This window comes from Nocardiopsis listeri, assembly GCF_020741345.1.
Lineage (GTDB): Bacteria > Actinomycetota > Actinomycetes > Streptosporangiales > Streptosporangiaceae > Nocardiopsis > Nocardiopsis listeri_A.
This window is the reverse complement of the sequence record NZ_DYZD01000231.1, coordinates 1-5,217: the sequence shown is the minus strand read 5'-3', so window position 1 is coordinate 5,217 and position 5,217 is coordinate 1. Positions and strand designations below refer to the sequence as shown.

Sequence of the window (5,217 nt, the reverse complement as noted above, 5' to 3'; positions counted from 1 at the left end):
CGTAGTGCCCGATGTCCATGGACATCGGGCATTTCTTTTTGGTAACAGTGTCGTGAAATTACCGGTTGTGCCAGGGTCTGAATGCTCGCGTTGGAATGACCGAAAACTAGTGTTCCGTTGTCTTCTGTCCTGAATCGCAGATAGCATCCACTCTGCGGGCGGCTCGAAACCATGGGTGGGGAACGTGTGGTTGAAGTGTTAATCGGGCCGTGTGCGGCTTGATTTTCCCTGTGATCGATTTCCGGAGCGTTCACCGGTTTCGGTCGAGGGGTCTCGTGTCTGTCGAACCCACCCTGAACTGCGCCTAAAGGGCAGTGCGCGTGCACCTTCACGAGACTTTCAAGCCGAGCCGTGACTCGCCTCGGGCCAGGACCCGCCCGGGTGAGGACGTCGAGTTCGACCGGAGGAACGCGATGACCAGGGACCCTCGAAGTGGTACCCCCTCCCGCTCACCCATCGCGGTGGTGGGGCTGGCCTGTCGTCTGCCAGGCGCCTCGTCGCCGGAGGCCTTCTGGCGGCTGCTGTGCGAGGGACGGGAGTCCATCTCTCCGCCGCCCGAACGTCTGGGGTGGACCTCCGCCGAACGGGACCACCGCTGGGGCGGTTACCTGGACCGCGCCGAGGACTTCGACGCGGCCTTCTTCGGTGTCTCCCCGCGCGAGGCCGTGGCCATGGACCCCCAACAGCGGCTGATGCTCGAACTGAGCTGGGAGGCCGTCGAGAACGCGCGTACCGCCCCCGACAGCCTGCACGGCACCAGGACCGGGGTCTTCACCGGTGCCATCTCCTCGGACTATTCCCTCCTGCTTCGGGACGAGCCCGCCTCGCACCACAGCCTGACCGGTGGTCAGCGCGGCATGATCGCCAACCGTGTCTCCTACACGCTCGGTCTGCGCGGACCGAGCATGACGGTGGACAGCGGGCAGTCCTCCTCCCTGGTCAGCGTGCACACGGCGATGGAGAGCCTGCGCAACGGCGAGTGCGACATCGCGCTGGCCGGCGGCGTCAACCTCATCCTGCTGCCAGGGAGCACCGATCACGTGGAACGGTTCGGTGGTCTGTCACCGGACGCCCACTGCTACACCTTCGACTCACGCGCCAACGGTTACGTCCGAGGTGAGGGCGGGGCCGTGGTCGTCCTCAAACCGTTCGACCGAGCGTTGGCGGACGGTGACCACATCCACGCCGTTCTGTCCGGTGGAGCGGTCAACAACTCCGGTCCCACCTCCTTCCTGGCCCGGCCCGAACCCGAAGGTCAGGCGGAGGTCCTGCGCGCCGCCCACCGCAGGGCCGGGATCGACCCCGCGCACGTGGGGTACGTGGAGCTGCACGGCACGGGCACCCCTGCCGGCGACCCGGTCGAGGCCGCCGCGCTCGGATCGGTCTTCACCAAGCGCTCCAGCGCCCTGCGGGTGGGCTCGGTCAAGACCAACGTGGGGCACCTGGAGGGCGCCGCGGGGATCGTCGGCCTGCTCAAGGTCGTGCTCAGCCTCTCCCACGGCCTGTTGCCCCCCACCAGGAATTTCGACGCGCCCAACCCCGAGATCGACCTGGAGGGCCTGGGGCTGGCCCCGCAGACCGTCCGGGAACCCTGGCCCACCGAGACCCCTCTGGCCGGGGTGTCCTCCTTCGGCATGGGCGGGACCAACTGTCACCTCGTCCTGTCCCCGCCGCCTCGGCGCACCCCCGAGACCTCCGGCCAGGCGCCGGGGGAGGGCGCCCTCGACCCCGTGCCCTGGGTCCTCTCGGCCCGTTCCGAGGAGGCGCTTCGCGCCCAGGCCTCGGTCCTGCACTCCTTCGTGTCCAAGCGGCCCGGTCTGCGGCCCGAGGACGTCGGTTTCTCGCTGGCGACCACCCGCACGGTCATGGAGCACCGCGCGGTCATCCTCGCCCCGGGCGGTAACGGAACTCGCGATCTGGAGTCGATCCGTCCCTCCGGCGTACCGGTGGGCGAACGCGACGGTCGGGGCCCCGTCCTGGTCTTCCCGGGACAGGGCGGCCAGTGGGCGGGCATGGTCCGCCCCCTCCTGGACGGAGACGGTCGACTCGCCCGGATCTTCGGTCGGCGACTGCGTGAGTGCGAGCGAGCCCTGGACCCCTACGTCGACTGGTCCCTCACCAGGGTGCTGCGCGAGGAGCCGGGGGCGCCCCGATACGTCGGTCCCGAAGCCCGAGTGGACGTCGTGCAGCCGGTGCTGTGGGCGGTCATGGTGGCGCTGGCCCGGGTGTGGGAGGCCCTGGGGGTACGTCCCGGGGCGGTGATCGGTCACTCCCAGGGCGAGATCGCCGCGGCCCACGTGGCGGGTGTGCTGACCTTGGACGACGCCGCCAAGGTGGTGGCGCTGCGCAGCCGGGCGCTGACCGCCCTCGGCGGCAGTGGGGCCATGGCCTCCCTCGGGCTCTCCCCGGAACAGGCCCAGGAGCTCATCGACTCGCTGAACGACCTCCACCTGGCGGCGGTCAACGGACCCGAGTCCGTGGTGGTCTCGGGTGATCCCGCCTCGGTACGCGCCGCCGTGGACCACTGCGTGGACGACGGTGTGCACGCCGCCCTGGTGGACGTCGACTACGCCTCGCACTCCGCGCACGTCGAACGTGTCCGGGAAACCCTGCTCGAACAGTTGGACGGCGTCACGCCGGGTCCGGCCCGGATCCCGGTCCTGTCGACGCTGACCGGGAGCGAGCTACGGGAGGACGGGCCGGCCATGGACGGTCGGTACTGGTACCTGGGGTTGCGCAATCCGGTTCGCTTCGCCGACGCCGTGTCCGAGGCGGTGGCCGGCGGGCACGACACCTTCGTCGAGGTCGGCCCGCACCCCGTCCTCGTCCACGGGATCGAACGTGTGCTGGCGTCCGGTGAGACGCGCGGCGCCGTGCTGGAGACCCTGCGACGGGACCACGGGGACGAGGCCCAGCTGCTGACCGCGGCGGCCCAGGCCTTCACCGCCGGACTGGACGTGAACTGGGGAAACCTCTTCAGGGGGTCGGGTGCGCACCGCATCGACCTGCCCACCTACCCCTTCCAGCGCACCCGTCACTGGCCCGAACTCACCCCGGCCGCACCGCTCACCGCGGTGTCGGAGGGCGCGCCCGAACCGGCCGACGGGTCGGTTCCCCGTGCGGGCGAAGGCGCCTCCGGGCTGGTGGCGTCCCTGAGCGCCCAGGTGCTGGAACTGGACGAGTTGGACCCCGCGGACGAACGACGCGCGTTCCGTGACCTGGGCTTCGACTCCATCATGCTGTTGGAACTGGCCGACCTCATCGAGGACGAGACCGGTGTCCGACTGGAGGACTCCGTCCTCTTCGAACTCCCCACCCCGGCCGCGCTCGCCGGACACGTCGCCGAGGAACTGGGCGAGGAACCGCCCGCCCGGGAGCGGGAGAGGGCCGCGCCGCGCCGTGCGGCCTCCACCGGGACCGCGCCGGTGGGACCGGCCGACGACGACCCGATCGCCATCACCGCGATGGCCTGTCGCCTGCCCGGCGGGGTGAGCTCTCCGGAACAGCTGTGGCGGTTGCTGGAGGAGGGGACCGACGCCATCGGGGCCTTTCCGGAGAACCGTGGCTGGGACCTGGACTCGCTCTACGACCCGGAACCCGGCACCCCCGGGCGCACCTACACGCGCAACGGCGGGTTCCTCTACGACGCCGACCTCTTCGACGCCGGATTCTTCGGCATCAGCCCGCGTGAGGCCGACGCCATGGATCCCCAACAGCGGTTGCTGTTGGAGACCTCCTGGGAGGCGATCCAACGGGCCGGCCTGGACACCGAGGAACTGCGCGGTAGGCAGGTGGGAGTGTTCGTCGGCGCGATGCCCGGCGAGTACGGCGCACGGTTGGCCGATCCGGCCGGTGACACCGACGGTGGGTACCGGCTGACCGGAAGCACCCTGAGCGTGGCCTCCGGGCGCATCGCCTACGTGCTCGGTCTCAACGGCCCCGCGTTGACCATCGACACCGCCTGCTCGGGTTCACTGGTCGCCCTGCACCAGGCGGCAGCCGCCCTGCGCCGGGGCGAGTGCTCCATGGCGCTGGCCGGCGGTGCGACCGTCATGGCCACTCCCGGGATGTTCCTGGAGTTCTCCGCCCAGCGCGGCCTGTCCGCGGACGGACGCTGCCGTGCCTTCGGCGCCGGTGCCGAAGGCACGGCGTGGGCGGAGGGGGCGGGCATGCTCCTGCTCGAACGGGCCTCGCAGGCGCGCCGTAACGGTCGCCCCGTGTTGGCCTTGCTGCGCGGCAGCGCCGTCAACTCCGACGGGGCCTCCAACGGTCTGACCGCCCCCAACCCGGAGGCGCAGGAGAGGGTGATCAGGCAGGCCCTGGCCGCCGCCGGGCTCGCCCCCGGCGAGGTCGACGCGGTCGAGGCGCACGGCACCGGGACCCGACTCGGCGACCCGATCGAGGCCCGTGCCCTGATGTCGGTCTACGGACACGACCGGGAGCACGACCTGTTGCTCGGCTCGCTCAAGTCCAACATCGGCCACGCCCAGGCGGCGGCGGGGGTGGCAGGCGTGATCAAGACCGTGGAGGCGCTGCGCCACGGTCGTCTGCCGCGAACCCTGCACGTCGAGGAACCCACGGACCGGGTCGAGTGGCGGGGCAGCGGGGTGCGCCTGTTGTCCGAGGAGACCCCCTGGCCCGACACCGGACGGCCCCGGCGGGCGGCGGTGTCCTCCTTCGGGATCAGCGGCACCAACGCGCACGTGCTACTGGAGGGGGTGGCCGACGAGGTCGCCCCGGTCACCGTGCCGGACGACCCCTTCCGGCGTTCCCGCCACTGGCTCTCGCCGCGTGGGCCCGAGGTCCGTTCGGAGGAGGCGGCGACCCCGCTGCTGGACGACGGACTCTCCCTGGCCGACGGGGGCGCGGTGTTCCACGGGCGGATCTCCGTCGCCCGACAGCCATGGACCGCGGACCACCGGGTCCTGGGCCGGGTGATGGTGCCCGGCACCGCGATCGTGGACCTGGTCGCCCGAGCGGGAGCACGGGTGGGCGCCGACATCGTCGCCGACCTGGTGTTGGAGGCGCCCCTGACGCTGGGGCGAGAGGGGACGGCGGAGCTTCAGGTGCTCGTCGCCGCCCAGGACGGGCGAGGCCGGCGCGAGGTCAACGTGTACGCGCGAGGTGGGCTCACCACCGACCGCCCCTGGATCCGTTACGCCTCCGGCACCGTCACCGGTGTGGAGACCGCCGGAGACACCCTCGTGAACACGGAAC

1 protein-coding gene is annotated in these 5,217 nt (G+C 71.2%); it reads left to right on the top strand.

Annotation, left to right across the window (positions count from 1 at the left end; genetic code table 11):
* Positions 1-413 precede the first annotated feature (413 nt).
* The coding region (locus K8V84_RS12385; protein WP_304074313.1) for a type I polyketide synthase at positions 414-5,217 on the top strand (4,804 nt) is incomplete at its 3' end.